The organism is Mesorhizobium sp. WSM4807 (assembly GCF_055811615.1).
Window position 1 is genome coordinate 200824 of the sequence record NZ_JBVVQY010000001.1, and the last position, 25248, is coordinate 226071.

At 63.2% G+C, this 25248-nt stretch carries 23 protein-coding genes and 1 tRNA gene; 13 read left to right on the top strand and 11 right to left on the bottom strand.

Annotated elements, in window-relative coordinates; all coding sequences use genetic code 11:
• Positions 1 to 113 precede the first annotated feature (113 nt).
• Complete coding sequence (locus AC0L3N_RS00965) at positions 114 to 1484, top strand: cytochrome P450 (protein WP_473544917.1); 1371 nt, start codon at positions 114 to 116, stop codon at positions 1482 to 1484.
• Between the two features lie 15 nt (positions 1485 to 1499).
• Here AC0L3N_RS00965 and AC0L3N_RS00970 read toward each other — a convergent pair whose 3' ends face one another.
• The 7 genes from AC0L3N_RS00970 to AC0L3N_RS01000 all read right to left on the bottom strand — a co-directional run bounded on the left by AC0L3N_RS00970 (position 1500) and on the right by AC0L3N_RS01000 (position 7728).
• Positions 1500 to 2474, bottom strand: coding sequence for a complex I NDUFA9 subunit family protein (locus AC0L3N_RS00970; RefSeq protein ID WP_473544919.1), 975 nt, complete (start codon positions 2472 to 2474; stop codon positions 1500 to 1502).
• Between the two features lie 134 nt (positions 2475 to 2608).
• Entirely contained in the window at positions 2609 to 3061 is a 453-nt protein-coding gene (locus AC0L3N_RS00975) for a DoxX family protein (RefSeq protein WP_473544921.1), read from the bottom strand.
• A 223-nt stretch (positions 3062 to 3284) separates the two neighbouring features.
• A complete protein-coding gene (locus tag AC0L3N_RS00980; RefSeq protein ID WP_473544923.1) occupies positions 3285 to 4286 on the bottom strand; it encodes an Ldh family oxidoreductase in 1002 nt (333 codons plus the stop codon).
• 101 nt (positions 4287 to 4387) lie between these two features.
• Positions 4388 to 5197 carry an ABC transporter permease gene (locus tag AC0L3N_RS00985; RefSeq protein WP_123146355.1) on the bottom strand — a complete coding sequence of 270 codons (810 nt, stop codon included), beginning with the start codon at positions 5195 to 5197 and terminating at the stop codon, positions 4388 to 4390.
• The gene (locus AC0L3N_RS00990) at positions 5197 to 5919 is read right to left on the bottom strand and encodes an ABC transporter permease (RefSeq protein ID WP_208602491.1); all 723 of its coding nucleotides are present in this window, start codon (positions 5917 to 5919) and stop codon (positions 5197 to 5199) included. The genes AC0L3N_RS00985 and AC0L3N_RS00990 overlap by 1 nt, the downstream gene beginning before the upstream one ends.
• Before the next feature lie 154 nt (positions 5920 to 6073).
• Complete coding sequence (locus AC0L3N_RS00995; RefSeq protein ID WP_128188052.1) at positions 6074 to 6868, bottom strand: transporter substrate-binding domain-containing protein; 795 nt, start codon at positions 6866 to 6868, stop codon at positions 6074 to 6076.
• Positions 6869 to 6915: 47 nt separating this feature from the next.
• A complete protein-coding gene (locus tag AC0L3N_RS01000; RefSeq protein WP_036261459.1) occupies positions 6916 to 7728 on the bottom strand; it encodes an ABC transporter ATP-binding protein in 813 nt (270 codons plus the stop codon).
• Between the two features lie 218 nt (positions 7729 to 7946).
• Between AC0L3N_RS01000 and AC0L3N_RS01005 the strand changes: the two genes are divergently transcribed.
• From AC0L3N_RS01005 to AC0L3N_RS01015, 3 genes are all read left to right on the top strand, one after another.
• On the top strand, positions 7947 to 8795 hold the full coding sequence (locus AC0L3N_RS01005; protein ID WP_473545262.1) for a dimethylarginine dimethylaminohydrolase family protein: 849 nt from the start codon (positions 7947 to 7949) through the stop codon (positions 8793 to 8795).
• A complete protein-coding gene (locus tag AC0L3N_RS01010; RefSeq protein WP_473544926.1) occupies positions 8792 to 10372 on the top strand; it encodes a 5-guanidino-2-oxopentanoate decarboxylase in 1581 nt (526 codons plus the stop codon). The genes AC0L3N_RS01005 and AC0L3N_RS01010 overlap by 4 nt, the downstream gene beginning before the upstream one ends.
• Positions 10373 to 10538: 166 nt before the next feature.
• Entirely contained in the window at positions 10539 to 11246 is a 708-nt protein-coding gene (locus AC0L3N_RS01015; RefSeq protein WP_473544927.1) for an SDR family NAD(P)-dependent oxidoreductase, read from the top strand.
• 146 nt (positions 11247 to 11392) lie between these two features.
• Here AC0L3N_RS01015 and rpsA read toward each other — a convergent pair whose 3' ends face one another.
• From rpsA to aroA, 4 genes are all read right to left on the bottom strand, one after another.
• Positions 11393 to 13090, bottom strand: a complete 1698-nt coding sequence (rpsA, locus tag AC0L3N_RS01020) for a 30S ribosomal protein S1 (RefSeq protein WP_123146359.1) — start codon at positions 13088 to 13090, stop codon at positions 11393 to 11395.
• 204 nt (positions 13091 to 13294) lie between these two features.
• On the bottom strand, positions 13295 to 13939 hold the full coding sequence (cmk, locus tag AC0L3N_RS01025) for a (d)CMP kinase (RefSeq protein ID WP_473544929.1): 645 nt from the start codon (positions 13937 to 13939) through the stop codon (positions 13295 to 13297).
• Positions 13936 to 14532: a hypothetical protein gene (locus tag AC0L3N_RS01030; protein WP_473544931.1), complete on the bottom strand. Its 597-nt coding sequence runs from the start codon at positions 14530 to 14532 to the stop codon at positions 13936 to 13938. Before AC0L3N_RS01030 ends, cmk begins: the two co-directional genes overlap by 4 nt.
• A gap of 107 nt (positions 14533 to 14639) precedes the next feature.
• Complete coding sequence (aroA, locus tag AC0L3N_RS01035; protein WP_473544933.1) at positions 14640 to 15998, bottom strand: 3-phosphoshikimate 1-carboxyvinyltransferase; 1359 nt, start codon at positions 15996 to 15998, stop codon at positions 14640 to 14642.
• 195 nt (positions 15999 to 16193) lie between these two features.
• Between aroA and AC0L3N_RS01040 the strand changes: the two genes are divergently transcribed.
• The 9 genes from AC0L3N_RS01040 to nirB all read left to right on the top strand — a co-directional run bounded on the left by AC0L3N_RS01040 (position 16194) and on the right by nirB (position 25245).
• Entirely contained in the window at positions 16194 to 16580 is a 387-nt protein-coding gene (locus tag AC0L3N_RS01040; RefSeq protein ID WP_473544935.1) for a TIGR02300 family protein, read from the top strand.
• Between the two features lie 170 nt (positions 16581 to 16750).
• A tRNA-Ala gene (locus AC0L3N_RS01045) sits at positions 16751 to 16826 on the top strand.
• Positions 16827 to 17127: 301 nt separating this feature from the next.
• Entirely contained in the window at positions 17128 to 17286 is a 159-nt protein-coding gene (locus AC0L3N_RS01050; RefSeq protein WP_473544937.1) for a hypothetical protein, read from the top strand.
• Between the two features lie 221 nt (positions 17287 to 17507).
• Entirely contained in the window at positions 17508 to 18107 is a 600-nt protein-coding gene (locus tag AC0L3N_RS01055; protein ID WP_473544939.1) for an ANTAR domain-containing response regulator, read from the top strand.
• A gap of 2 nt (positions 18108 to 18109) precedes the next feature.
• Positions 18110 to 19348 (top strand): CmpA/NrtA family ABC transporter substrate-binding protein, encoded by a 1239-nt coding sequence (locus AC0L3N_RS01060; RefSeq protein ID WP_473544941.1) that lies wholly within the window; start codon positions 18110 to 18112, stop codon positions 19346 to 19348.
• A 353-nt stretch (positions 19349 to 19701) separates the two neighbouring features.
• Complete coding sequence (locus AC0L3N_RS01065) at positions 19702 to 21018, top strand: CmpA/NrtA family ABC transporter substrate-binding protein (protein ID WP_473544943.1); 1317 nt, start codon at positions 19702 to 19704, stop codon at positions 21016 to 21018.
• Positions 21019 to 21084: 66 nt separating this feature from the next.
• Positions 21085 to 21981, top strand: coding sequence for a nitrate ABC transporter permease (gene ntrB, locus AC0L3N_RS01070; protein WP_473544945.1), 897 nt, complete (start codon positions 21085 to 21087; stop codon positions 21979 to 21981).
• Between the two features lie 11 nt (positions 21982 to 21992).
• Positions 21993 to 22790 carry an ABC transporter ATP-binding protein gene (locus AC0L3N_RS01075; protein WP_473544947.1) on the top strand — a complete coding sequence of 266 codons (798 nt, stop codon included), beginning with the start codon at positions 21993 to 21995 and terminating at the stop codon, positions 22788 to 22790.
• Positions 22791 to 22794: 4 nt separating this feature from the next.
• The gene (nirB, locus tag AC0L3N_RS01080; protein WP_473544949.1) at positions 22795 to 25245 is read left to right on the top strand and encodes a nitrite reductase large subunit NirB; all 2451 of its coding nucleotides are present in this window, start codon (positions 22795 to 22797) and stop codon (positions 25243 to 25245) included.
• The last annotated feature ends 3 nt before the right edge of the window (positions 25246 to 25248 follow it).

Below are 25248 nucleotides of genomic sequence, written 5' to 3' on the forward strand. Positions count from 1 at the left end.
CGACCTGTTCCGACGATCAGGCACTTTCCAGTGCCCGGTCACATTCCGGAGAGCCGGCGACATGGACGCTTGCCTTGCCAGCCACTACATTGAGGTGACCAGCGGAGCACGCCATGGACAGTCAGCCCGCCCCCTTCGTCCCGCCGGCGCCGAAGCCGCGTACGTCGCCGCCGTCGACGCTCGAGATGATCCGCATCGTCTATCGCAACCCGCTCGAACTGTGGGGCGAGCCGACCTACAACCAGCCCTGGATATCGGTGACCGGCATCGGCGGGCCGCTGGTCATCGCCAACGACCCCGGCCTCATTCGCCACGTGCTGGTCGACAATGCCAAAAATTACAAGATGGCGACGGTGCGCCAGATGATCCTGCGGCCGATCCTACGCGACGGCCTGCTGACCGCCGAGGGTGAGGTCTGGAGGCGTTCACGCAAGGCGATGGCGCCGGTGTTCACGCCGCGCCACATATTCGGTTTTGCCGAGCCGATGCTGAGGCGCACGCGGGAGTTCGTCACGCGCTACGAGGGCGGCGGCACGTCGGACATCGCCCACGACATGACGCTGCTTACTTTTGATATCCTGGCCGAGACGCTGTTTTCCGGCGAGATATCAGGCGAGCCGGGCAGCTTCGCCAAGGAGATCGACCGGCTGTTCGAGACCATGGGCCGGGTTGATCCGCTCGACCTGTTGCGGGCGCCCGACTGGCTGCCGCGCCTGACCCGCATCCGCGGCCGCAAGACCATGGCTTATTTCCGCAAGATCGTTACCGACACAGTCAAGATGCGCGAAGAGCGGCTCAAGCGCGATCCGGACAAGGTGCCGCAGGATTTTCTCACGCTTTTGCTCAAGGCGGAGGGACCGGACGGGCTGACACGCGCCGAGGTCGAGGACAACATCATCACCTTCATCGGCGCCGGTCACGAGACCACGGCGCGGGCACTTGGCTGGACCCTCTACTGCCTGGCCGAAGCGCCTTGGGAGCGCGAAAAGATCGAGCGCGAGATCGACGCCGTGCTGGCGCGAGAACCCGACCCGACAAAGTGGCTCGACGCCATGCCGTTCACCCGCGCCGCCTTCGACGAGGCGCTCAGGCTCTACCCGCCGGCGCCGTCGATCAACCGCGAGCCGATCGAGCCCGAAACCTGGAGCGGCCTCTATATACCGAGGCGCGCCGCGGTGCTGGTCATGCCCTGGGTTGTCCATCGCCACCGCAAGCTGTGGGACCGGCCTGACGCCTTCATGCCGGAACGCTTTCATCCGGGAAATCGCGAAAAAATCGACCGCTTCCAGTATTTGCCGTTCGGCGCCGGCCCTCGCGTCTGCATCGGCGCCAGCTTTGCCATGCAGGAGGCGATCATCGCGCTGGCCATCATGCTGTCGCGTTTCCGCTTCGACACCACCGCCGAGACCAAACCGTGGCCGGTGCAGAAACTGACGACGCAACCGCAGGGCGGCCTGCCGATGCAGGTCACGCGGCGCCTTTAGTGAGCGCCTGATTGGCTAGGCCGCCGTCTTTCGCTGGAACTGGCCTGCGGCGCGGTAGCGCCAGAGATAGCTCGGCAGGATGCTGCCGATCGACTGCGGTTGGATGCCGAGGCCGGCGAGCGTCCTATTTTCCCTGATGGCCGCTTCCGATACGATGTTGTGCTCGCGCAGCTGCAGGACCTGATCCTTGGTCAATAGCGGATTGGGCAAAAGCCCGAGAATCGATGCCTGCATGTTGGCCACCCACCACGGTACCGACACCAGAAGCCGCTCGCGGTCGATCATGGCAAGCATTTCCTGCATGCATTCCTTGAAGGACAGTACCTGCGGTCCGCCAAGCTCGTAGATCCGGCCGCCCTGGACTTTGCCGTCGACCGAGTGCGCCACCGCCTCGGCGACGTCGCCGACGTAGACCGGCTGGAATTTGGTCTGCCCGCCGCCGATCAGCGGCAGGACCGGCGAATAGCGCGCCATGCTGGCGAAGCGGTTGAAGAAGCTGTCCTCCGGCCCGAAATTGATCGATGGCCGCAAGATGACGGTATCGCTAATCGTTTCCAGGACCGCTTTTTCACCGAGCGCCTTGGTGCGTGCATAGTCCGATTGCGCGTTCAGATCGGCGCCCAGCGCCGAGATATGGGTGAGGCCGGCGCCGACGGCGCGCGCCGCTTCGGCGACCGCGCGTGCGCCGAACTCGTGGACGGGCGTGAACTTCTGCCGGCCGCTCTCATGCAGGATGGCTACCAAATTGACGACATGGTCGGCGCCCTGTACGGCGCGGTCGACCGACCAGCGCACGCGAACATTGGCCTGCACCGGCTGGATCTGGCCGACATTGCCGAGCGGCTGCAGATGGCCGGCGAGATCGGGCCGGCGGCAGGCGACCCTGATGCGGTAGCCGCGCCTGGCCAGCGCCCGCACCACATGGCGGCCGACAAAGCCGGAGCCGCCGAACACGACGACGAGCTTTGGGGTCTGCAGGATTTCGGTCATTGCTGGCTCCGGCGCGGTTTCCAGATTTACTGGTGCCCAGATTTACTGGGGCTTGGCTGAAGTCGTTCATAATCCGTTTCGCGCCGAAGGCAAAGGGCGATCCTTTGTCGCCGTTTGCCGCGGTGTCGGCTGGTTCAGAACGCCCTGCCAATACGCGCGTCGACCGATTGGCGGTTGCCGCCGCGAATAACGAAGAAGAACAGGATCGCCGCCCATAGCAGCGATTTTTCGGCACCCGAAAAGCCCTCGCCCTTGGTGACCCAGTGGAACCAGACCGTGACCAGAAGCACGAACATTCCGGCGAAGGCGGCCGGGCGGGTCAACAGACCGATGGCGATGAAGATGCCGCCGAAGAATTCGGTGCAGGCCAAGAGCAGGGACCAGAATGCACCGGGATAGAAGCCAAGACCTTCGACCATTTCGGCGGCGCCAAACGGATCGGTGATCTTCTGCGAACCATGGATGGTGAGGAAGATGCCGGCCACGGCACGCAGGATGGTTTCAGAGGTGGTGTGCAGCGCCGCATAGAGGCTGCCAAGGGCCGGGACGAAAAGGCTTCTGCTGGAATTGTCGGTGCTTGCGGACATCTGGGCTCCTCTTTTGCTGCTTCGCGCAAACAGCCGCCACCCCAGTCAAAGTCAAATGAACAAAAGTTGACCGGGAAATGCATGTTACTGATCAGATGCGGGAAAACCAACCGACGCGGGATTTCCGGGTGACTTCTGTTTCCGAAACGTGTCTCGACGAGGCAGCCTGGGCGTAACGGCAAGTACGCCCGCTGTCGCGCGACCAACTATCCGAAGGGCGTCTTCAGGAAGAATACCGCGCGGCGAATTCGGAGATGCGCTGCACCACGGCTTTCGGAGCCGTTATGCCGCGTGCCGCGGCCTTCTCCGCCGCTTCGGCCCGGGCACGGCCGGGCACATGCACGCCGTAGCGGCGGCGCAACCGGTCGAGCTGGTCCTTCATGCGTTTCTCGAAATCCGGATCGAGCAGCTTGGGCTCGACGGCCAGAACGAAGAGGCCGGTTCCGGGACTGTCCGGTCCGCCGCTAAACCATGGCGCATCGAGCGACCAGTTGGCGCCCGACAGGCCCGCCGCCAGCACTTCGACCATCAGTGCGATGTTGGCACCGCGCTGGCCGCCGAAGGCAAGCATCGCGCCTTTCATGGCAGCGGCGGGATCGGTGGTCGGGTTGCCGCTGACGTCCAGTGCCCAGCCTTCGGGAATTTTCTTGCCGTCCTCGGCCGCCTTGCGGATGTTGACGAAGGCGGTGGCGCTCGACGACTGGTCGATCACCAGCGGCGCTCCGTCGGCGGCGGGCGCGGCGAAGGACATCGGGTTGGTGCAATAGACCGGCTTGACCGAGCCGGAGCCGGCAAGCACGGCCGGCCCATTGGTCGCGGCGAAGGACACCAGCCCCTGCGCGGCCAGCCGCCCGGTGAAATAGCCGAGCGCGCCGCATGTATAGGCGTTCCTCTGCGAAAAGATGGCAACGCCGAACAGGCGCGCCGCCTTGGCGAGATCGTCGATGGTGCGATCGAAGCCGGTATGCGCCAGCCCGCCGCGCGCGTCGGAGAGATAGATCGCCAAAGCCGGCCTGGTGATGACCGGCTCGGCCTTGCCGTCGATGCGGCCGGCCTCCAGCGCTTCGAGATAGTCGATGAAATGCGACAGTCCGACTGTCGACAGACCTTCTGCCTCGGCCGCTACGATGGAGGCTGCGAGCGACTGCGCCGCTTCCTCATTGGCGCCGGCGCCGAGCGCCGCCATCCGGCACAGCCCTGTCGCCTGGTCGAGACTGAGTTGCATCTTTAGCTGCCCTGAAGCTCTAGCGAGTAGCGATTAGGGAGTAGCGAATAGCGAGTAGCTCGCTGATTTCCCTCTATTCGCTACTCCCTATTCGCTACTCGCTAACCAATCTTGTTCGGGATCCGCGCCTCGATCTTGCCGAGCGCGAAGACCAGGATGCCGGTGATCGCCATATAGATCAATGCCAGGAGCAGCAAGGGTTCATAGGTGAGGAAAGTGCTCTGCCGCACCTTGGACGAGACGGCGAATATGTCGATCACGCTGATGGTCGCCACCAGCGGCGTCGATTTCAGCTGCAGCACGGTTTCGCCGGTCAGCGTCGGCAACGCCCGGTAGAAGGCTTGCGGCAGCCAGATCCGCCGCAGGATCTTCCAGCGGCTCATGCCGAAGGCACGCGCTGCTTCCAACTGCCCTTTCGGCACCCCGGCGAAGGCACCCCGCATCACTTCCCCCTCGTAGCCGGCGAAGGACAAGGTCAGCGCCAGGACGCCGTAGGGCCATGCTTGCCTGAGATACGGCCACATCCAGGACTCGCGTACCCATGGGTACTGTGGAAACAGCGAGCCGAGCCCATAATAGAGCAGCCAGAGCTGCAGCAGCAGCGGCGTTCCCCTGATGACGGTGCAGAAGGCCTTGGCAGGCGCCGCGAGCCAGAAGGGGCCGGCAGCCTGCGCCAATCCGAGCGGCACGGCGAGCAGGAAGCCCAGTGTGCAGGTGACGGCGAGGATCCAGAGCGTGCGCCAGAGGCCGACAAGCGCCATTTCGTAATATTGCGGCAGCCAGTCCCAGCGCATGAAGAAAGCGGCTGCGAAAACCAGCGCCAGTCCAGTCACAATCAGCACGATGCGGTGCGGCTGCAACCACAGCGATGCGCGGGCGGCTAGGTTGACGATGGTCGCTTCGACAGCCATCAACGCGCCTCCTTGAGAGAGGGCATGCCGCGCCGAGCCCAGACCTCGATGCGGCCGATGATCAGATTGGAGACCAGCGTCAACAGGAGATAGATCACGCCTGCGGCGAGGAAGAAGGTAAGATAGGCCTTGGTCACGCCTGCCGCTTGCCGCGTGGCCAATGTCAGTTCGAAGAAGCCGACGACCGCCAGCAGGGCGGTGTCCTTGGTGGCGATCAGCCAGAGATTGGCAAGGCCGGGTATGGCGAAAGGCAGCATCGCCGGCAGCGTGATGCGTCGCAGCAGCAGGCCGGGAGACATGCCATAGGCGCGCGCGGCTTCGATCTGTCCCTGCGGAATGGCAAGGATCGCGCCGCGCATCACCTCGGTCGAATAAGCGCCCTGGACGAAGCCGAGCACGGCAATACCGGCCACCAGCCCGCTGATATCGATACGCTGATACCCCATTGCCGTCAGCAACTGGTTGATCAAATCGGTGCCGGCATAATAGAGCAGCAGGATCAGCACCAGCTCCGGCACGGCGCGGACGATCGTCGTGTAGACTGCCAGCAGATCGCGCACCACGGGCCCGCCATAGAGCTTGCCATACGCACCGCAAATGCCGATCACGAGGCCGAGACCGAAAGCACCGGCAGCGATCTCGACCGAGTGGAGCAGTCCGACCAGAAGCGTTCCGCCCCAGCCAGGTGGCGTCGGCGAAAGCAGTTCGATGATGCGGGCCACAGAGGCCGGTAGAAATGCGTCGATCAGCGTCGCCCCGAATTGCTGGCGCCAAAACCGTCGGCAATGCCGTCAGCGAAAAGCTTGCATGGGTGGATTTCGACGAAGCCACACGGCGCGCTGTCCGCGCCGCATGGTTATTCGCTCAGGGATGCCGTCAATTCGCCTGCGGATCGTCGCCGTAGATGTCGAAATCGAAATATTTCTTGCTGATTTCGTCATATTTGCCGTTGGCCCGGATAGCCTTGATGCCGGCATTGATCTTCTCCTTCAACTCGGTATCTTCCTTGCGGACACCAGCGCCGATGCCGGGCCCGAGAACGGCCAGATCCGGCGCGACCATGCCCTTCAGGTCGCAGCATTGCTTGCCCTGATCCGATTTCAGGAATGCGTCGAGCGCGATGGAATCAGCCTGCACCGCATCGAGGCGACCGGCGGCAAGATCCTGATTGGCTTCGTCCTGGGTCTGGTATTCCTTGATTTCCGCTGCTTCGGTGAAGTGCTTCTTGACGTAGTCGGCATGCACGGTCGAAACTTGGACGCCGATGATTTTGCCCTTGAGATCTTCCGGTGTAGCGCCGAACTTCTGGTCCTTTGGCCCGATGATGGCGGTCGGGGTGTTGTAATATTTGTCGGAGAAATCGATCGTCTTCTTGCGTTCGTCGGTGATCGTCATCGAACTGGCGATGACGTCGATCTTCTTGGTCGTCAGCGCCGGGATGATACCGTCCCAGGCGACGGGGGTGATGACGCAATCGAGTTTCTGCTCGGCGCAGACGGCGTCGATGAATTCGATCTCCCAGCCAACCCATTTGCCGGAAGCATCCGGCGAGGTGAACGGCGGATAGGGTTCGGCAGCGACGCCGATCTTGACCGGCTCGGCCTTTGCCATGCCCATCGCGGCGACGCCGAGCAGAAGCGCTGCGGCAAATGTCTTCAGAACCGTCTTCATATCAATACTCCCAGTTTGTTGTTGTTCCCGTTTTTATCCGCCTCGGCTTAACCGATGTTGCGGATGAATTGCTTCAGCCTTTCGGATTTCGGCGCGCCAAAGATCTGCTCCGGCGGCCCTTCTTCTTCGACCAGTCCGTTGTAGAGGTAGACGACATGCGTCGCGACCTCGCGGGCGAACTTCATCTCGTGGGTGACCAGCACCATGGTGCGGCCTTCGCGTGCCAGGTCGCCGATCACCTTCAGCACCTCGCCGATCAGTTCCGGGTCGAGCGCCGAGGTCGGCTCGTCGAACAGCATGACGCGTGGATTGATGGCCAGCGCCCGGGCGATGGCCGCACGCTGCTGCTGGCCGCCTGACAGATAGGCCGGATAGACATCGCGCTTTTCGGCCAGGCCGACGCGGGCAAGCAGCTTTTCCGCCTCGGCGATGGCCACATCGCGCTTGACGCCCAGAACATGCACCGGAACCTCGATGACGTTCTCGATCAGCGTCATGTGGCTCCACAGATTGAAATTCTGGAAGACCATGCCGAGCTTGGAGCGGATGCGCTCGATCTGCTTGCGGTCGGCGGGAACGGTGTGGCCGTGGCTGTCGGCCTTCATCCGGATCTCCTCGCCATTGACGCGAACGATCCCGCTGGTCGGGTTCTCCAGGCAATTGATGCAGCGCAGCAGCGTCGATTTGCCCGAGCCGCTGCCGCCGATGATGGCGATGACCTCGCCGTCGCGCGCCGACAGCGAAACGCCTTTCAGCACATGCAGTTCGCCGAATCGTTTATGCAGGTTCTCGACATGGATGGCTTCGGCGGCGTCGTTCTGCGCCGTGTACTTCAGGGCGGGGGCCGTGCCTTGCGCTATCACCTTTGCGGTGCCTCACGAAGTGGTTGGACCCGTCGCTGCTGGAATTTTTTACCCATTACCATCACTGGACAGACTTCTCATTCTCAAGATGTACCGTTCCGCTTGCCTCCGTCAACCATGCTTTTTGGACCATTGATCACGGCTCGCTGAGTGGCTATTGGCTGGGATGGGCGTTTAAGGAGCACTTGTTGGCAAAGGAATACGGGTCGCAGTCCATGGCCGGGCCCCTGCAGCGCGTGCTGATGCGGTCCGCCGCAAGCGCCATGCACCGCGCCAAAGCATCGGAATGGCACTATGGTGCGGGCTTCGATCCGCAAAAGGCCGCCGCCCAGCATGAGGCGCTGACGACGCTGGTTCTGGCATCCGGCGCCGCGATCGAATGGCTGACCGACGCCGATGACGGGCTTGCCGATTCGGTCTTCACACATGATCCTTCGTTGATGACCGACCACGGCGCCATCATCCTTGCCATGGGCAAGGCGCTGCGCCGGGCCGAGCCCGGCCTGCACGAGGCGGCCTACAAGCGCATGGGCGTGCCTATCCTCGGCCGCATCGAGCCTCCCGGACAGGTCGAGGGCGGCGATTGCGTCTGGGTCGATTCAGGGACCCTGGCCGTCGGCCGCGGCGTGCGCACCAACCAGGACGGCATCCAGCAACTCGCCAACCTGCTCACCCCCAGGGGTATCCAGGTCTATGGCTACGACCTGCCGCTCTGGCATGGCGAGGACGCCTGCCTGCATCTGATGTCGGTGATCAGTCCGCTCGCCGACGATCTGGCGCTGGTCTATGCACCGCTTTTGCCGGCTGCCTTCTACCAGATGCTGCGGGCGCGAGGCATTCGCCTGGTCGAAGGCGACGCCGGGGAGTTCTTCGCCTCCAACGGCCTCAGCCTCAATGTGCTGCCGACCGCGCCGCGCGAGGTGATCGCCGTTGCCGGCTTCCCGAAGACGGCGGCGGCCATGGCGGCCGCCGGCTGCAGGGTTTCAACCTTCGAGGCGGACGCGCTGTGCATCGCCTGCGAGGGCGGGCCGACCTGCCTCACACGTCCGGTGCTCAGACAATGACGACAGTCGGCGAAGCGCTCATCACTTTGCTCGAAGCCCATGATGTCGACACGGTCTTCGGCATTCCGGGTGTGCATACGGTCGAACTCTATCGCGGCTTGGCGCGCTCGAAGATTCGCCACGTCACCCCGCGTCATGAACAGGGCGCCGGCTTCATGGCCGACGGCTATGCGCGCGCCGGCGGCAGGCCCGGCATCGCCTTCGTCATCACCGGACCGGGGCTGACCAACACCATCACCGCCATGGGCCAGGCCCGCGCCGATTCGGTTCCGATGCTGGTGATCTCGGGCGTCAACGCCACGCCGACACTGGGCAAAGGCCTTGGCCATCTGCACGAACTGCCCGACCAGCGCGGCATGATGGAAAAGGTCGCGCTGTTTTCGCACCGTGTCACCGACGCCGACGAACTGCCGGGCGTTCTTGCCCGCGCTTTCGCCCTGTTTTCGTCGTCGCGTCCGGGCCCGGTCCACATCGAGATCCCGACCGATATCATGGGCAAGCCGGCCGACGGCATCGCCGCTTTGCTGACTAATGTCGCGCCGCCAGAGCCGGATCCGGCGGCGATAGCAGAGGCGGCAAAACTTTGCGCGGCTGCCCGCCGCCCGCTGATCCTTGCCGGCGGCGGCGCCAAGAGAGCCGAAGCGCCGTTGCAGCGCCTTGCCGAAAGGCTGGAAGCGCCGGTTGTCCAGACGGCCAATGCCCGCGGCCTGCTGCACCGCCATCCGCTCGGCGTGCCGGCCAGCCCCAGTCTGAAGGCGGTGCGTGCATTGATGGCCGAGGCCGATCTGGTCATTGCCGCCGGCACCGAATTCGGCCCGACCGACTACGACGGATATAGCGACGGTGGCTTTGTCCTGCCGTCCAATCTGATCCGCATCGACATCGGCGCCGACCAGCTTGCCCGCCGGCCGGCCCGGATTTCGATCCATGCCGATTGCGGCGCGGCACTCAAGGCGCTGCTTGTCGAGATTGGTACGGGCCAGCCGCCATCGGGCGACGGTCAGGCTCGCGCCGCTGCGACAAGGCAAGCGGCCTTTGCCGAAATGGCCCCGGCCCTCCAGGCGCAAACCCGCGCCGTCGAGATGATCCGCGATGCATTGCCGGGCTCGATCATCGTCGGCGATTCGACCCAGCCGGTCTACGCCGCCAACCTCTATTACGATCACGACCGTCCGGGCGGCTGGTTCAACGCCGCCACCGGCTTCGGCGCGCTGGGCTATGGTCCGCCGGCGGCGATCGGCGCGGCCCTTGCCGTGCCTGATGCGCCGGTCGTCTGTCTCACCGGCGACGGTGGTTTCCAGTTCACGCTACCGGAGCTTGGCGCCGCGCTCGACGTTGCGGCGCCGGTGATCTTCGTCGTCTGGAACAATCTCGGCTATCGCGAAATCGAAACCTCGATGCTCGATGTCGGCGTCGAGCCGGTCGGCGTCTCACCGGCGCCGCCTGATTTCTGCAAGCTGGCCGAGGCCTATGGCATTGCCGCCGAGCGGATTGTTGGTATCGACGATCTGGCGGACGCACTCAAGCGCGCGCGTGCGACCGGACTGCCGTATGTCATCGAGATCACTGTCGATTGAGTGCTGTGGCAGCGTCTTGGGGATGCGATCCTCGACTGATGGCCGCCGGCTTGACGCGCGCAAACGACGCCGCGTCATCGAGATTTCGGTTGAGTGATCGCGCGAAAGGCGCGACCTTCGGCGGCGGCGGCGAGCAGCGGCATATAAGTGACTGGAGCGGTCGAAGATGACGGATACACTGGACGGCAGGCATGTTGTGGTGACCGGCGGCACCGGGGCGCTCGGTGGCGCGGTTGTCGGCAAACTGCTGGAGCAGGGCGCGATCTGCCATGTGCCCAATGCCCATGCCGCCGCGCCCGCGCATTTTCCCTTCCCGGCCCATGAGCGCGTCAGGCTGGCGCACAATGTCGATCTAGCCGACGCCGCCAAAGTCGATGCGTTCTACGCCAGTGTTACGGATTTGTGGGCATCCATCCACCTGGCCGGCGGCTTCACCGCCGCGCCGGTCGAGAAGATCGAGCCCGCGTCCTTTGCCGAAATGATGGACACCAACGCCCGCACCACCTTCCTGTGCTGCCGCGCGGCGATACGCTCGATGCTGGAATCTTCCGTGTCGGGCCGTATCGTCAATGTCACGGCGCGCGCCGGGCTCGACCTGCGGCGCGGTTCCGGCATGGTCGCCTATGCCGCCAGCAAGGCGGCCGTCGCGGCGATGACGGTGGCGATGGCGGAAGAACTCAAGGGCAAGGGCATCCTGGTCAATGCCGTCGCGCCCTCGATCCTCGATACGCCGGCTACCCGGGCTGACATGCCGGCTGCCGATTTCGGCAAATGGGTTAGCCTCGAAGCGGCCGCGGAGGCCATTGCCTACCTCGCTTCGCCGGCCAATCTGGCGATGAGCGGCACGCTGGTGCCGCTTTACGGCAGGGCCTGATTTATCTCTTTGTCTAAAGCGCGGATTTCCCAAAATCGGTTTGCCACGTTTGGGTTACGATGCTCTGACCATGGTCAAAACAAAACCCCGCCGGATCGCTCCGGCGGGGTTTTTTAATAGGCCGCGCGAGCGCGGCGTTAGTGGACCTAGCTGCCCTGCTTCTTCAGCGCGGCACCCAGGATGTCGCCCAGCGAAGCGCCGGAGTCGGTCGAGCCGTACTGGGCGACCGCTTCCTTCTCCTCGGCGATTTCCAGCGCCTTGATCGAGACCTGCAGCTTGCGGGTCTTCTTGTCGAAGGCGATGACGCGGGCATCGACCTTCTGGCCGACCGTGAAGCGCTCTGGGCGCTGCTCGTCGCGGTCACGGCTGAGGTCGGAGCGCTTGATGAATGTCTCGATGCCGCTGTCGACCAGCCGCACTTCCAGACCACCATCCTTGACGCCGGTGACCTCGCAGGTGACGACGGCGTTCTTGCGCAGTTCGCCTGAAGTTGCCGCCTCGCCGGCCGTGTCCTTGGCCAGCTGCTTGATGCCGAGCGAGATGCGCTCCTTGTCGATGTCGACGTCGAGCACCTGCGCCTTGACCATGTCGCCGCGATTGTACTCCTCGATCACTTGCTCGCCCGGACGGGTCCAGTCGAGGTCGGAAAGATGGACCATGCCGTCGACATCGCCTTCGAGGCCGATGAACAGGCCGAACTCGGTCTTGTTCTTGACCTCGCCCTCGACCTGGCTGCCGACCGGATGGCTGCTGGCGAAAGCCTGCCACGGGTTCTCGAGCGTCTGCTTGAGGCCGAGCGAAATGCGGCGCTTGGCCGGATCGACCTCGAGCACCACCACGTCGACTTCCTGCGTCGTCGACAGGATCTTGCCGGGATGCACGTTCTTCTTCGTCCACGACATTTCCGAAACGTGGATGAGGCCCTCGATGCCCGGCTCCAGCTCGACGAACGCGCCGTAGTCGGTGATGTTGGTGACGGTGCCCTTGATCTTCTTGCCGATCGGGAATTTCGTTCCGATCTCGGACCACGGATCGCTCTCGAGCTGCTTCATGCCGAGCGAGATGCGGTGGGTTTCCTGGTTGATGCGGATGATCTGCACCTTGACCGTCTGGCCGATGTTGAGGATTTCGGTCGGATGGTTGACGCGGCGCCATGCCATGTCGGTGACATGCAGCAGGCCGTCGATGCCGCCGAGGTCGACGAACGCACCATAGTCGGTGATGTTCTTGACGACGCCTTCGACCACCTGGCCCTCTTCGAGGTTCTGCACGATTTCCGAACGCTGTTCGGCGCGGCTTTCCTCGAGCACGGTGCGGCGCGACACCACGATGTTGCCGCGGCGGCGATCCATCTTGAGGATCTCGAAAGGCTGCGGATTGTGCATCAGCGGGGAGACGTCGCGGATCGGGCGGATGTCGACCTGGCTGCGCGGCAGGAAGGCCACGGCGCCGTCGAGATCGACGGTGAAGCCGCCTTTGACCTGGTTGAAGATGACGCCTTCGACGCGCTCGCCCTTGGTGAACTTCTCTTCGAGACGGACCCAGCTCTCTTCGCGGCGGGCCTTTTCACGGGAAAGCATCGCTTCGCCAAGCGCGTTCTCGATGCGCTCGACATAGACTTCGACCGTGTCGCCGACCTTGAGCGTCGACTCCTTGCCCTTGACGCCGAATTCCTTCAGCGGCACGCGGCCTTCGACCTTGAGGCCGACGTCGATGATAGCCATGTCCTTTTCGATCGCGGTGATCGTACCCTTGACGACTTGGCCTTCGCCGGAATGGCCGGCGGAAAAAGATTCTTCGAGCAGGCTCGCGAAATCATCGCGAGTGGGATTTGCAACTGACATAGTTTCTCCTGGAATGCCCCGCATCTCAAGCGGGGCGGGCGCCGTGGGTTAGCGTTGCGTTGGCCTGCCGGCGTTCCGGGCTTCAAAAAGCCCTTGGCCGCCTAAGCGGCAATTCCGGCGCATGAAAAATGCTGGCAGGCTGGTTCGTGCCCGATATGGGTATCTTTTCGCCGCCGGCAATCGGCAACGGGAGGAAAACCCGGCTCAGGCTTTGTTTCTCTTGGCCAGAACGTCGTCGATGATCGCCTTGGCCGCAAGAAACGCGGCTTCTATAGCCATTTCCGACGTGTCGAGCAAGTGCGCATCGGCGGCCGGCTTCAAGGGCGAGGAGGCTCTGCCCATGTCGCGCTCATCGCGGCGCAGGATATCGGCCAGGATTTCGTCGAAATCGGCGGTGCCGCCGATGCTCTCGATCTCGGCCAACCGCCGCTCTGCCCGCACCTCGGCGCTCGCCGTCACATAGAGCTTAATGTCGGCGTCGGGACAGACGACGGTGCCGATGTCGCGGCCGTCGAGCACCGCGCCCGGCGGCGCCTTGGCGAATTCGCGCTGCTTTTCGACCAGTATGCGCCGCACCGACGGGATGACAGCCACTTTCGAAGCCGCCTCGCCGACCGCATGCGCCGACAGCACCGACCGGTCGAGCTTCGCCAGGTCGACCTGCCGCGCCGCGGTTTCCGCCGCCGAGACATTGTCGAGCGGCAGGCCGAGCCGAAGCAGCGCATGGGCGACCGCGCGATAGGTGAGGCCGGTGTCGAGCAGGTTCAGGCGGTAATGGTCAGCCAGCCGCCGCGCCAGCGTGCCTTTGCCGGCGCCGGCGGGTCCGTCGATGGCGATGGTGAAGGTCAAGGGCGTAGCTTTCGGACACGATAAAATAGGTAGGATAGGAGGCCAAAGAAGGCGAATGCATAGCCGCTGGCCAGCGGACTTATCTCCTGCCCGCCAAGACCCAGATGAAATATGCCGTCTACCAAGGCTACCGCGCCAGCTCCGGTAAACAATATCGACATCACAAGACAAAAATTACCGGAGCGAGCAGAAACCTTCTTTGCGATCTCAATAGCTATCCCATCGATCGAGGCTTTTGGAAAAACGAACTCATCGGAAGACATTTGGGTAGTAGAAAGAATAGCTCCAGTCTGTGCTCTCAACTTGCGATGCATGTGATGGTTCAGTGCAATCCATATCGCTGCAGCAGGGAGAACCCAGATACTATCCATCCGGTCGGAAAGCCAAAGCACGATGAACACGAGCATGGGAATGAGAGTGAACAAAACAAACGCCCATTCGCGATTCTGGATCTCGATGAGGCTGGTAAGTTCATTGGCATTGACGATCCGGGTTTTGGCGGACCTGTCCAAGCGGAACAGAAAAGTACCGTCTGCTTGCCTTTGCCAATGAGAGCCCCTGGCCCCCGGCCTCTGAAAATCAGGACTTGCCATCCACTCACCCCCCTGCGCGGTTGCTTACAAAGAAATCGAAAGTTGCTCACAAGACCGCTGGCGCGGCTAGTTTGGCGCTGAACGTGGAAATCCTGCTCGCAGTACCGCTACTCGATCTTCGCGCCCAGCCCCTTCATCAGGCCCATGAATTCAGGAAAACTCGTCGCGATCATCGCCTGGTCGTCGATGGTCACCGGCTTTTCCGTTGCCAGTCCCATGACCAGAAAGCTCATGGCAATGCGGTGGTCGAGATGAGTCTGGACGATGGTGCTCTGTCCATTTGGGTGTTGACCGAGCCCCTTGCCGCCCGGTTTCCCACGCACCGCCAGCGAGGCCTCGCCTTCGGTGCAGTCGACGCCGTTGACCTTTAGCCCGTTCGCGACTGCCGACAGCCGGTCGGATTCCTTCACCCGCAACTCCTCTAGCCCCTGCATCAGCGTCTCGCCCTCGGCGAAGCTGGCGGCGACGGCAAGCACCGGATACTCGTCGATCATCGTCGGCGCCCGCTCGGGCGGCACGGTGACGCCCTTCAACTCGGAATAGCGTACGCGCAGATCGGCGACATCCTCGCCGCCTTCATTGCGCGGGTCGATTATATCGATCCGGGCGCCCATTTCCTGCAGCGTCAACAAAAGCCCGGTGCGGGTCGGGTTCATCAGCACGTTTTCGATTGTAATGTCCGAGCCCGGCACGATGAGTGCGGCCACCAGCGGGAAGCCGGCCGAGGATGGGTCGCCCGGCACAGCGATGGTCTGGCCGGTGAGCTTGCCCTGGCCCTCGATGAAGATGTGGCGCACGCCGCGCTCGTCGGTCTCGACCGACAGATTGGCGCCGAATCCCTTCAGCATCTTTTCGGTGTGGTCGCGCGTCATCACCGGCTCGATGACGGTGGTGACGCCGGGCGTGTTCAGCCCGGCGAGCAGCACCGCCGACTTCACCTGCGCCGAGGCCATCGGCACGCGGTAGGTGATGGGTGCTGCATGCTTGGGCCCGTGCAGCGTGATCGGCATGCGGTCGCCGGGCGTCGCCCTCAGCACCTGCACGCCCATCTGGCGCAAAGGTTCGAGCACGCGGCCCATCGGCCGGCCGGACAGCGAGGCGTCGCCGATGAAGGTCGTCTCCATGTCATAGGTGCCGACCAGGCCCATGGTCAGGCGCGAACCGGTGCCGGCATTGCCGAAATCGAGCGGGCCTTCCGGCTGCAGCAGCGCGCCGTTGCCGGTGCCGCGGATCACCCACTCGGCACCGCGCTTCTCTATATGCGCGCCCATCGCCTTCATCGCGGCGCCCGTGCGCATCACATCCTCGCCTTCCAGCAGACCGGTGATGCGGGTCTCGCCGGAGGCGAGGCCGCCGAACATGAACGAGCGGTGCGAGATCGACTTGTCGCCGGGTACCCGCGCCGCGCCGGAAAGCGCTGACGATTTGCGAGCGGTGGCCGGTTTCGGGGCGGCAGTATGCGACATGGCTTTTCCCTGGGTGAAAACGCCGGTGGCCGGCCTTTTTCTTTTGGTTTCGGCGGTCTCGTATCACGGCGGACGGAAATGGTCATCCCCTTGCAAGAGGTCGCTCAACACGGGGATTTATGAGGCTGGCTTTAGGCTTTGACAGCGCCGCAAACTGTGGTTATGGGGACCAAACTTTCATCGACGAGGCTTGCTGTGGCAAAACCCGAACTTGGCACCAAACGCATCGACCCCGAAACGGGTCAAAAATTCTACGACCTGAACAAGGATCCGGTCGTCTCGCCCTATACCGGCAAGAGCTATCCCCGCTCTTATTTCGAGGAAGGCAAGATTGCCCCCCTTGAGGAGGAAGAGGAAGTTGCCGAGAAGGAAGTGGACGCCGAGGAGGAAGAGGGCGTCGAGGTCGTCTCGCTCGAAGAGGCGGATGAGGATGCGAAACCCGACGATCTTCCCGATCTCGGCGATGACGAGGACGATGTGGACCTCGGCGATGACGACGATACTTTCCTCGCCGACGAAGAGGAAGAAGACGATGATGTCGCCGACATGATCGGCGTCGGCGACGACGACGACGAAGTCTGATCCGGCCTGTGGCGCAGGCGGATGCCGACTTTCGCGGCGTCTTGAGAAAAAGCGGCTCTTGAAGGCTTGATATTGACGGAAGGCGGGGTTAGAAGCCGCTGCACTAACGGCGCGGTCTCAACCCGCGCCGGATCTCTTCGCCGGCAACGGCGCCGGTAAACTGCCGGAGTGGGGCCATAGCTCAGTTGGGAGAGCGCTTGAATGGCATTCAAGAGGTCGTCGGTTCGATTCCGATTGGCTCCACCAGTTTCTCTCGGGAAAATCAGTCTCTTTAGACCTGCCTGTCACTGGCAGGCTCGACAAAACCGGGCGGGTCCCCTGAAATAATTTCGCTGTATTTCGGCTAGTCTGAAGCTGAAAACCCCGGCAACCACCGGGGTTTTCAGCACAACAGCTGCTAGTAATACCAATCCCAGACCCAAACACGCCTGCGACGGCACCGGACGCGCCGATAGCCATTTCGCCAGTAACGACGGCAGATCCTTCTCCAAGCGCGCCGCCTGCGCCGCCGCCTGCGGTGCCAGTGCCGATGGCGGACCGGCTCCGCTTGAGTATCTTCATCCTCGAAGGCTTCCGTATCCAGCGCGTCGAGTTCATCGAGAATGCCGCTTCTGGCGCCCGGTACGCCGGCGACCGCGTTGATTGGCCGAACTGCGCTCGCAAGGGCTGCTGCCCAAGCAATGCCAAACATTCCTGTCAAAAATGATCGCCGATCCATGGAAACCTCCAATCTTCTAGCCAGCGAGACAAGGTTCGCAAACTGAAAAATAGCGCAGGCGATACAAAGCAAAGTAGACCCTATGAATGGTATTTAAAGAAGCTTAACGGGGTCGGCTCCGCAAACTTGTGGCAGTCCCCGAAGCGATAACTGCGTCAATTCTCTCATATGCCGCATTGCACAATCACGCAGCGTGCGCAAAATGCAGCATGATCCGGAAATCCCTCACCGTCCTGGTGATCGACGAAAACCACATCCGCGCCTCCATCATTGAGGCGGGATTGCGGGAGGCCGGGCATGAGCAGGTCACGGTCGTTCACGATGTTGCGGGAATAGCGCGGCGCATTGCCGAGATCGAACCGGACGTGATCGTCATCGACCTCGAAAACCCCAACCGCGACATGCTTGAAAACATGTTCCAGCTATCGCGCGTGGTGAAGCGGCCGATCGCCATGTTCGTCGACCGGTCCGACCAGGCTTCGATCGAAGCTGCGGTGGAAGCGGGGGTCTCCGCCTACGTCGTCGACGGGCTGCGCCAGGAGCGCGTCAAGCCGATCCTCGACATGGCGATCAGCCGCTTCAACGCCTTTTCGCGGATGGCGCGCGAACTGGAAGAGGCCCGAAGTGAATTGGAGGACCGCAAGGTCATCGACCGCGCCAAGGGCATCCTTATGAAGTCGCGCGGCCTGTCGGAGGACGCGGCCTATACGCTTTTGCGCAAGACCGCCATGAACCAGAATCGCAAGATCAGCGAAATCGCGCAGAGCCTGGTGACGGCGGCAGGCCTTCTGGATCCCGGAGAGAGTTGAGCATGGCGGCCGAACACCAGATCAATGCCGGTTTCATACCGCTCTTCGACAGTGCCGTTCTTGTCGCAGCGAGGGAGATCGGCTTTGCCGCGCGCGAAGGCGTCGACCTGACGCTCAGTCGCGAAACGTCCTGGGCCAACATCCGCGATCGCATTGCGATCGGACATTTCGACCTGGCGCATATGCTGGGACCGATGCCGATCGCCTGCAATCTGGGGCTCACCCCGCTCGCCTCCGATACGATCGTGCCGTTTTCGCTTGGGCTGGGCGGCAACTGCGTAACGGTTTCGAATATGCTCTGGGCCGGCATGGCCGCGCACGGTGCCTTGCCCGACCTCGATCCGGCGCGGGCCGGCAAGGCCTTGGGAGCGCTGATCCGTGAACGGGCAAATGCTGGTCGCGAGCCGATGCGCTTTGCGGTCGTGCATCCGCACTCGGGGCATAATTACGAACTGCGCTACTGGCTCGCGGCCTGCGGCATCGATCCGTCGCGTGAAATAGAAATCGTCATCGTGCCGCCGCCCTTCATGGCCGACGCACTCGCCGCCGGCAGGATCGACGGCTACTGCGTCGGCGAACCCTGGAACAGCGCCTCGGTCGTCGCCGGCACCGGCCATATCGCCACGGTCAAGGCCGCTATCTGGAAGACCAGCCCCGAGAAAGTCCTCGGCGTGCGCAAGGCCTGGGCCGAAAAACACCCGGAGGCCCTTTCGGCCCTGCTGCGTGCGCTGCATCATGCCGCGCGCTGGTGCCAGGATCCGGCAAACCGCGGTGAACTGGCCGCCCTGATGGCGCAGCCTTCCTTCCTCGGCGTTTCGCCGGCGCTGCAGATGCCGATCCTGACCGGACATCTTGCGCTGGGCGGCGGCGCGGAATTGAGCGTCGAGGACTTCTTTCTTCCTTTCGGCAAGGCGGCGAATTTTCCGTGGAAGAGCCATGCGCTGTGGTTCTACACGCAGATGGTCCGTTGGGGGCAGGTCAAGCACAGCGCTGCCCACATGGCGCTCGCGCGCGACACCTACCGACCCGACCTCTATCGCGCAGCGCTGAAGCCGCTCGGCGTCGCTCTGCCGGGAGCCAATGCCAAGGTCGAGGGGGCCCTGACCGCTGCCACGCCGGTCGGCTCGGCGGGCGCCAGCCTCGTGCTTGGTCCGGATGGTTTCTTCGACGGCCGCATCTTCGATCCGGACAGGATCGACGACTATCTCGCCATCCGCGACTGGGCAATGCCGACGGGTTGAGCATTCCTTGCGCACTATCATGCACTGCACAATTTTTGTGCCGCTGCACAATGAACGTGATTGTCGCATGAGCATCGACAATCCGGCGCTCCAGCCTTTACGCCCGCTCTCTCGATTGTTTTCATTGCTGAATCTACCGTTTCTTCAAACTGGCACGGTTCCTGCTTAGTAATCCATGGGCCTCAGGGCCATTGAATACGGCGTCCAATGGCGGGCGCCACAGGCAAAGCTGCCGCTCAGGTCAACACGCGATCCGGATCAACGGATGCGGCGGCCTGGCCGGCGGCTTTTTTGTTTTGGTCGAACACGCAATCGACGGCGCAGATCCCAAGCCGCGCCCAACGGAGATGACGATGACGAAACGCATCAAAACCCAATCCGCCCTCACGGGCGTAACGCGCCGCGATTTCCTGATGATGAGCGCGGCCACCGCGGCAACGCTGGCGGCGGCACGCGCGCTGTTGCCGTCCGGCGCCTATGCGGCAACGGCGGCGCCGGAAGTCACTGGCGCCAAGCTCGGCTTCATCGCGCTGACCGATGCAGCGCCGCTGATGATCGCCAAGGAGAAGGGCCTGTTCGAAAAATTCGGCATGCCCGATGTCGAGGTGCTCAAGCAGGCCTCCTGGGGCGCGACACGCGACAATCTGATGCTCGGCGGCGAAGCCAACGGCATCGACGGCGCCCATATCCTGACGCCGATGCCTTACCTGATGCACGCCGGCAAGGTGACGCAGAACAATCAGCCGATGCCGATGGCGATCGTGGCGCGGCTCAACTATGACTGCCAGGCGATTTCCGTCGCGCAGGAATATGCCGGCACCGGCGTCGGCCTCGATGCCTCCAAGCTGAAGGACGCCTTTGCGGCCAAGAAGGCCGAAGGCAAGGAGGTGAAAGCCGCCATGACCTTCCCGGGCGGCACCCATGATCTCTGGTTGCGCTACTGGCTGGCTGCCGGCGGCATCGATCCCGACAAGGATGTCTCGACCATCGTTGTGCCGCCGCCGCAGATGGTCGCCAACATGAAGGTCGGCAATATGGACGTGTTCTGCGTCGGCGAGCCATGGAACGAGCAGCTCGTCCATCAGGGCGTCGGCTTCACCGCCGCCACGACGGGCGAGTTGTGGAAAGGCCATCCGGAAAAGGCGCTCGGCCTGCGCGCCGCCTTCATCGACAAGAACCCGAACGCCACCAAGGCGATCCTGATGGCCGTCATGGAAGCCCAGCAATGGTGCGAAGCCATGGAGAACAAGGACGAGATGGCGGCCATCATCGGCAAGCGGCAATGGATGAACGTGCCGACCGCCGACATCATCGGTCGCCTTAAGGGCGACATCAATTACGGCAATGACCGCGTCGCCACCGGCACCGACCTCTACATGAAGTTCTGGAAGGGCGGTGTGTCCTATCCGTTCAAGAGCCACGACAGCTGGTTCCTCGCCGAAAACATCCGCTGGGGCAAATTCGCGGCGACCACCGACATCAAGGCGCTGGTCGATCAAGTCAACCGGGAAGATCTGTGGCGCGAGGCGGCGAAGGATCTCGGCGTCGCTGCGGCCGACATCCCGGCGTCTTCATCGCGCGGTGCCGAGACCTTCTTCGACGGCAAGATATTCGATCCGGCCGATCCGTCCGCCTATCTCGACAGCCTGAAGATCAAGGCATCGGCCTGACGTTGACGACAAGCGGCGCCGCTGGCGCCGCTTGTCACTCCAAGTGCTCAAGGAGCTTTTTGCGAAATGTCTATCCAAGCCATCGAGGACACCAAGGGGAAGGCGTTCCCCACGCCTGCCAAGCCCGCAGAGGTCATAGCTTTCACTGCCAAGGTGAGGCGCCGCTTCGATCCCGGCGCGATCGCCGGCAAACTGGCGAGCACGCTGGTGCCGCCGGCAGTCGTCATCGTCGTCATGCTCGTCATCTGGCAGATCGCCTGCTCGTCGCTCAACGCCAGCTTGCCGCCACCTAGCCAGGTATGGACCGAGGCCTACGATCTGATCGCCCATCCGTTCTTCGACTATGGTCCGCAGGATATCGGATTGGCCTGGCGGGTGCTGATCTCGTTGCAGCGCGTCGCCATCGGCTTCGGCCTGGCTGCAATCGTCGGCGTCGCGCTCGGCGCTCTGGTCGGCCAGTCGATCTGGGCGATGCGCGGCCTCGACCCTGTGTTCCAGATTCTGCGCACCGTGCCGCCGCTCGCCTGGCTGCCGCTGTCACTGGCCGCGTTCCGCGATTCCAGCCCATCGGCGATCTTCGTCATCTTCATCACCTCGATCTGGCCGGTGATCATCAACACCGCCGTCGGTGTCCGCAACATTCCAGAGGACTATCGCAACGTCTCCCGCATCCTCAGGCTCAACCAGCTCGAGTTCTTCGTAAAGATCATGGTGCCGGCCGCGGCACCTTACATCTTCACCGGCCTGCGCATCGGCATCGGCCTGTCCTGGCTTGCCATCGTCGCCGCCGAAATGCTGACAGGCGGCGTCGGCATCGGCTTCTTCATCTGGGATGCCTGGAACTCGTCGCGGCTGCCCGACATCATCGTTGCGCTCGCCTATATCGGCGTCACCGGCTTTTGCCTCGATCGCCTGGTCGCGGCGGTCGGCGCCTTCGTCACCCGCGGCACAACGGCAAAGTGAGGAGAGGCGTCATGACGGCCTACCTGAAACTCGACCATATCGACAAATCCTTCGCCCGCGGTGGTCAGGTCAGCGAGGTGCTGAAGGACATCCGGCTGACTATCGACAAGGGCGAATTCGTCTCGATCATCGGCCATTCCGGCTGCGGCAAGTCGACCTTGCTCAATCTGATAGCCGGGCTGACGAAAGTGTCCGCCGGTGCGGTCCTGCTCGAAGACAAGGAGGTCGACAGCCCCGGTCCTGAACGCGCCGTGGTGTTCCAGAACCACAGCCTGCTGCCCTGGCTCACTGTCTACGAAAACATCAACCTGGCGGTGTCGAAAGTCTTCGGCCGCACCAGGAGCCGGGCCGAACGGCACGACTGGATCATGCGCAATCTCGACCTCGTGCAAATGGCGCATGCCAGGGACAAGCGACCCGCCGAGATATCGGGTGGCATGAAGCAGCGCGTCGGCATCGCCCGCGCGCTGGCCATGGAGCCGAAGATCCTGCTGCTCGACGAGCCCTTCGGTGCGCTCGACGCTCTGACGCGCGCCCATCTGCAGGATGCGGTGATGGATATCCATTCGAGGCTTGGCTCGACGACGATCATGATCACCCACGATGTCGACGAGGCGGTGCTGTTGTCCGATCGCATCGTCATGATGACCAACGGTCCATCGGCGACCATCGGCGAGGTGCTTCCCGTGCCGCTGGCCCGACCACGCCGGCGCGTCGAGCTGTCCTCCGACCGGACCTTCCTGCGCTGCCGCGAGGCGGTGCTGAAGTTCCTCTACGAACGCCACCGCTTCGTCGAAGCCGCGGAGTAGCTCAATGACCGAAAAACTCGTCATCATCGGCAACGGCATGGCGCCCGGGCGGATGCTGGAGCACCTGTTCGAACAGGCGCCCGGTCGCTACCAGGTCACCATCTTCAACGCCGAGCCGCGGGTCAATTACGACCGCATCATGCTGTCGCCGGTGCTGTCCGGCGAAAAGGCCTTTGAGGAGATCATCATCCATGGCGACGGCTGGTACATCGCCAACGGCATCATCCTCTACAAGGGCCACAAGATTGTCGCCATCGACCGGTCGGCGAAGACCGTCACCTCCGACCACGGCGTCACCGAGCCCTATGACAAGCTCGTCATCGCCACCGGCTCGGTGCCGTTCATCATTCCGGTGCCCGGCCACGATCTGCCGGGCGTGCTCACCTATCGCGATCTCGATGACGTCCAGGCCATGCTGCTTGCCGCCCAGTCGCGGGCCAAGGCCGTTGTCATCGGCGGCGGCCTGCTTGGGCTGGAGGCGGCGGCGGGCTTGAACTCGCAAGGCATGGACGTCACCGTGCTGCATGTCATGCCGACGCTGATGGAGCGTCAGCTCGATCCGGCCGCCGGATATCTCTTGCAGCGCGCCGTCGAACAACGCGGCATCAAGGTCATCACCAAGGCCAACACCCAGGCGATCACGGGCAAGGGCAAGGTCGAGCAGGTGGAGCTCGCCGACGGCACCATCATCCCGGCGACGCTCGTCGTCATGGCGGTGGGCATCAGGCCGAATGCGGCGCTGGCGAAGGAAGCCGGCATTGCCGTCAACCGCGGCATCGTCGTCGACGCCGGGATGCGCAGCAACGATCCTGACATCTATGCGCTCGGCGAATGCGCGGAGGTCAACGGTCAGGTTTACGGGCTGGTCGCGCCGCTCTACGAGATGGCGCGCGTCGCAGCCAGCCAGCTTGCCGGCAACGAGGCGGCGGCTTTCGTCCATATGGACACGCCGACCAAGCTCAAGGTCACCGGTATCGAGCTGTTCTCGCTCGGCGACTTCGCCGAGGGCGAGGACCGCCAGGAGATCGTGCTGCGCGATGCCGCCGCCGGCGTCTACAAGCGGCTGGTGCTTAGGGATGACCGCATCATCGGCACCGTGCTCTACGGCGAGACGGCCGACGGCGCCTGGTTCAACGACCTCAAGAAGAAGCAGACCGACATATCGGAAATGCGCGACACGCTTATCTTCGGCCAGTCCTACCAGGGAGGCGCCTCCCTGGACCCTATGGCGGCCGTTGCAGCCTTGCCGGATGATGCGGAAATCTGCGGCTGCAACGGCGTTTGCAAGGGAAAGATATCAGGCGCAATCACGGCCAAGGGCCTGACCTCGCTAGACGACGTGCGTGCCCACACCAAGGCGTCCGCTTCCTGCGGCTCCTGCACCGGGCTGGTCGAAAAGCTGATGGTGCTGACCATCGGCGACAAGTACAATCCGGCGGCCGTGCAACCGATGTGCGGCTGCACCACGCTCGGCCATGACGAGGTCCGCCGGCTGATCAAGGCCAAGGGCCTGAAGACCATTCCCGCCGTCATGCAGGAACTGGAATGGACCACCTCCTGCGGCTGCGCCAAATGCCGGCCGGCGCTCAACTATTATCTCGTCTGCGACTGGCCGGATGAGTATGCCGACGATTACCAGTCGCGCTTCATCAACGAGCGCGTCCACGCCAACATCCAGAAGGACGGCACCTACTCGGTGGTGCCGCGCATGTGGGGCGGCGTCACCAATGCCGCCGAACTGCGCGCAATCGCCGATGTCGTCGACAAGTTCGAGATCCCGATGGTCAAGGTCACCGGCGGCCAGCGCATCGACATGCTCGGCATTCGCAAGGAGGACCTGCCGGCGGTGTGGGCCGATCTCGGCCAGGCCGGCTTCGTCTCCGGTCACGCCTATGCCAAGGGACTGCGCACGGTAAAGACCTGCGTCGGTTCGGACTGGTGCCGCTTCGGCACGCAGGATTCGACGGGATTCGGTGTCCGTATCGAGAAATTCATGTGGGGCTCGTGGACGCCGGCCAAGGTCAAGATGGCGGTGTCGGGCTGCCCGAGGAACTGCGCCGAGGCAACCTGCAAGGATGTCGGCGTGATCTGCGTCGATTCAGGCTACGAGATCCATTTCGCCGGGGCCGCCGGCCTCGACATCAAGGGCACCGAGGTGCTCGGCCTGGTCAAAACCGAGGACGAGGCGCTGGAACATATCGTGGCGCTGACGCAGATGTATCGCGAACAGGGCCGTTATCTCGAGCGCATCTACAAATGGGCCAAGCGCATCGGCATCGCCGAGATCAAGCGCCAGATCATGGACGATGGCGAGAAGCGCAAGGCCTATTTCAACCGCTTCGTCTTTTCGCAGAAATTCGCCCAGGTCGACCCTTGGTCGGAACGCGTTTCCGGCAAAGACAAGCACGAGTTCCGGCCGATGGCTTCGGTCGGTTTCGCGCAGGCGGCGGAGTGACCG

Coding starts and splice junctions, on each gene's coding strand:
- AC0L3N_RS00965 (WP_473544917.1), top strand. CDS start 114: ATGGACAGTCAGCCCGCCCCCTTCGTCCCGCCGGCGCCGAAGCCGCGT.
- AC0L3N_RS00970 (WP_473544919.1), bottom strand. CDS start 2,474: ATGACCGAAATCCTGCAGACCCCAAAGCTCGTCGTCGTGTTCGGCGGC.
- AC0L3N_RS00975 (WP_473544921.1), bottom strand. CDS start 3,061: ATGTCCGCAAGCACCGACAATTCCAGCAGAAGCCTTTTCGTCCCGGCC.
- AC0L3N_RS00980 (WP_473544923.1), bottom strand. CDS start 4,286: ATGCAACTCAGTCTCGACCAGGCGACAGGGCTGTGCCGGATGGCGGCG.
- AC0L3N_RS00985 (WP_123146355.1), bottom strand. CDS start 5,197: ATGGCTGTCGAAGCGACCATCGTCAACCTAGCCGCCCGCGCATCGCTG.
- AC0L3N_RS00995 (WP_128188052.1), bottom strand. CDS start 6,868: ATGAAGACGGTTCTGAAGACATTTGCCGCAGCGCTTCTGCTCGGCGTC.
- AC0L3N_RS01005 (WP_473545262.1), top strand. CDS start 7,947: ATGGCCGGGCCCCTGCAGCGCGTGCTGATGCGGTCCGCCGCAAGCGCC.
- AC0L3N_RS01010 (WP_473544926.1), top strand. CDS start 8,792: ATGACGACAGTCGGCGAAGCGCTCATCACTTTGCTCGAAGCCCATGAT.
- AC0L3N_RS01015 (WP_473544927.1), top strand. CDS start 10,539: ATGACGGATACACTGGACGGCAGGCATGTTGTGGTGACCGGCGGCACC.
- rpsA (WP_123146359.1), bottom strand. CDS start 13,090: ATGTCAGTTGCAAATCCCACTCGCGATGATTTCGCGAGCCTGCTCGAA.
- AC0L3N_RS01030 (WP_473544931.1), bottom strand. CDS start 14,532: ATGGCAAGTCCTGATTTTCAGAGGCCGGGGGCCAGGGGCTCTCATTGG.
- aroA (WP_473544933.1), bottom strand. CDS start 15,998: ATGTCGCATACTGCCGCCCCGAAACCGGCCACCGCTCGCAAATCGTCA.
- AC0L3N_RS01055 (WP_473544939.1), top strand. CDS start 17,508: ATGATCCGGAAATCCCTCACCGTCCTGGTGATCGACGAAAACCACATC.
- AC0L3N_RS01060 (WP_473544941.1), top strand. CDS start 18,110: ATGGCGGCCGAACACCAGATCAATGCCGGTTTCATACCGCTCTTCGAC.
- AC0L3N_RS01065 (WP_473544943.1), top strand. CDS start 19,702: ATGACGAAACGCATCAAAACCCAATCCGCCCTCACGGGCGTAACGCGC.
- ntrB (WP_473544945.1), top strand. CDS start 21,085: ATGTCTATCCAAGCCATCGAGGACACCAAGGGGAAGGCGTTCCCCACG.
- AC0L3N_RS01075 (WP_473544947.1), top strand. CDS start 21,993: ATGACGGCCTACCTGAAACTCGACCATATCGACAAATCCTTCGCCCGC.
- nirB (WP_473544949.1), top strand. CDS start 22,795: ATGACCGAAAAACTCGTCATCATCGGCAACGGCATGGCGCCCGGGCGG.